This is a genomic window from Clostridioides sp. ZZV15-6383 (assembly GCF_020657735.1).
Classification (GTDB): domain Bacteria; phylum Bacillota; class Clostridia; order Peptostreptococcales; family Peptostreptococcaceae; genus Clostridioides; species Clostridioides difficile_D.
This window is the reverse complement of sequence record NZ_JAGWCV010000115.1, coordinates 1-2244: the sequence shown is the minus strand read 5'-3', so window position 1 is coordinate 2244 and position 2244 is coordinate 1. Positions and strand designations below refer to the sequence as shown.

General features: G+C 27.0%; 1 protein-coding gene. It reads left to right on the top strand.

The window, feature by feature from the left end; translation table 11 throughout:
* Window positions 1-564: 564 nt before the first annotated feature.
* On the top strand, window positions 565-1893 hold the full coding sequence (locus tag KGF42_RS18870; RefSeq protein ID WP_054273547.1) for an APC family permease: 1329 nt from the start codon (window positions 565-567) through the stop codon (window positions 1891-1893).
* Window positions 1894-2244: the final 351 nt, after the last annotated feature.

Here is a 2244-nt window from a genome sequence, read left to right as displayed (position 1 = left end):
GAATAAAAGTAGTGGTTTTATAAAAAAACATATTCAGATTTCAACATATAAAAAGAGTTTTTAAAACTAATATTTCACTTTTAAACAAAAAAATAAAATATTAATTTTGATTTCTGGTTTAAATTGGGTTATAATAAATTGTCAAATTATTTATTACTATAAAATAGACTCTAAAATAAGCAAAAATCATACTATTATATAAAAGACATTAAAAATAGAAAATTACAGAAATAAGTTAAAATGTTTTTGAAAAATAGTGAAATTTTATTGCAAAAAATTTAAAATGATTTCAACTTAATAGTTATGATGTATTTTAATGTTATAAATATACAATGTATATTATACAATATAAAAAATACATTTACTTTTAAAAAATATTATTACATTTGGATTTTTAATTTTTATAAATTTTTTAAACTGGAATTAAAAGTAAAAGATTACAAAAGTTGAATAGAGGTATTTTATTTTAATAAATAATAAAACTGCTTTTCTATAATATTGGCATAATGTATGCTTATATAACTATGAAATTAAAATTAAATAGGAGTAAGTAGGAGGAAGAACATGGGAAGTAATGAACTAAAAAAGACTCTTGGCGTGTCAGCAGCATTATCAACTGTTGTTGGTTCCGTTATAGGAGCGGGTGTATTTTTTAAACCACAAGCAGTTTATACATTAACTGGAGGAGCTCCAGGTCTTGGTATATTGGCGTGGTTAATAGCTGGAATTATAACTATAACAGCTGGTCTTACAGCTGCAGAGGTATCAGTTGCGATACCAAAAACTGGTGGAATGATGGTATATATAAAAGAAATTTATGGAGAAAAATTAGGTTTTTTAACTGGTTGGATGCAAATTGTATTATTTTATCCTGGGATGATGGCAGCATTGGGTGTTATATTTGGAGAACAAGCATCAGCACTAATTGGTAGTCCATCATTGTTACTTCCAATAGCAATTGGAATTATAGTAATAGTTGCAGGACTTAATATGCTAGGTTCAAAAACTGGAGGAGTTATACAGACAGTTTCTACAATATGTAAATTAATACCACTTATTTTAATAATGATTGTTGGATTTATTAAAGGTGGTGGAGATAATCCAATACTTACACCTATGGTTGGTGAGGGATTAAGTCTAGGTAGTGTATTAGGTCAAGTTTTAATTGCTATATTATTTGCATTTGATGGATGGATGAATGTTGGTACTTTAGCTGGAGAAATGAAGAACCCTGGAAAAGACCTTCCAAAAGCTATAATAGGTGGATTATCAGTTGTTATGGCTGTTTACTTTATAATAAACTTAGCATATCTTTGGGTATTACCAGCTAGTGAATTAGCAAATTATGCTTCTCCTGCATCAGCAGTTGCTGAAGTTATATTTGGCTCAATGGGTGGAAAAATAATATCTGTAGGTATATTAATTTCAGTGTTTGGAGCATTAAATGGTTTTTTACTAACTGGTTCAAGAGTGGCATATACTTTAGCTACAGATAAGACTTTACCAAAATATAGTATATTTTCTAAATTAAATTCTGCCCAAGTTCCAGCAAATGCTATAGCATTAGTATCTGTTATTGCATCTATATATGCTTTATCAGGTCAATTTAATTTATTAACTGACTTAGCAGTATTTGCCACTTGGATATTCTATGTATTAACATTTATAGGAGTAATGAAACTTAGAAAGACTCATCCAGATATACCAAGAGAGTATAAAGTACCATTATATCCAATTGTTCCAATAATAGCTATAGCAAGTGGTATATTTGTTGTAGTTAATCAATTATGTTTTGCAGGTATGAAAACTACTATGATATCTCTAGGAGGTCTTATAATAACAGCTATAGGCTTACCAGTGTATGCTTATATGACTAAAGGCGCTAAAAAATAATCTAAGTAGTTTACAAATACTTTATAATTATATAAAAAATAAAAGAGGCTGTCTCAAAATAGAGAGATAAGCCTCTTTTTGATTGTTGAAATGATGAAAATATATTTAATTTCATACAAAAAAGAGTGCCTCATGAACTAAAAAGTTCATTTTAAGACACCCACTTTTATTTTTATTTTTTGGGATAAAAAATTAAACATCTAAAAAATTATTTATTTTTGAGTATTTTTTTAATAGTCAAACCAAATGATGTCTATATAATAAACAGTATCCATAATTTTCTTAAAACTAAATCTTTCTATTATAAATAATAGAATATGATATTAAATGTAAAACATTAACTGATTAATG

Excerpts from the sequence above, each read along its gene's own strand:
- KGF42_RS18870 (WP_054273547.1), top strand. The coding sequence starts at position 565 with ATGGGAAGTAATGAACTAAAAAAGACTCTTGGCGTGTCAGCAGCATTA.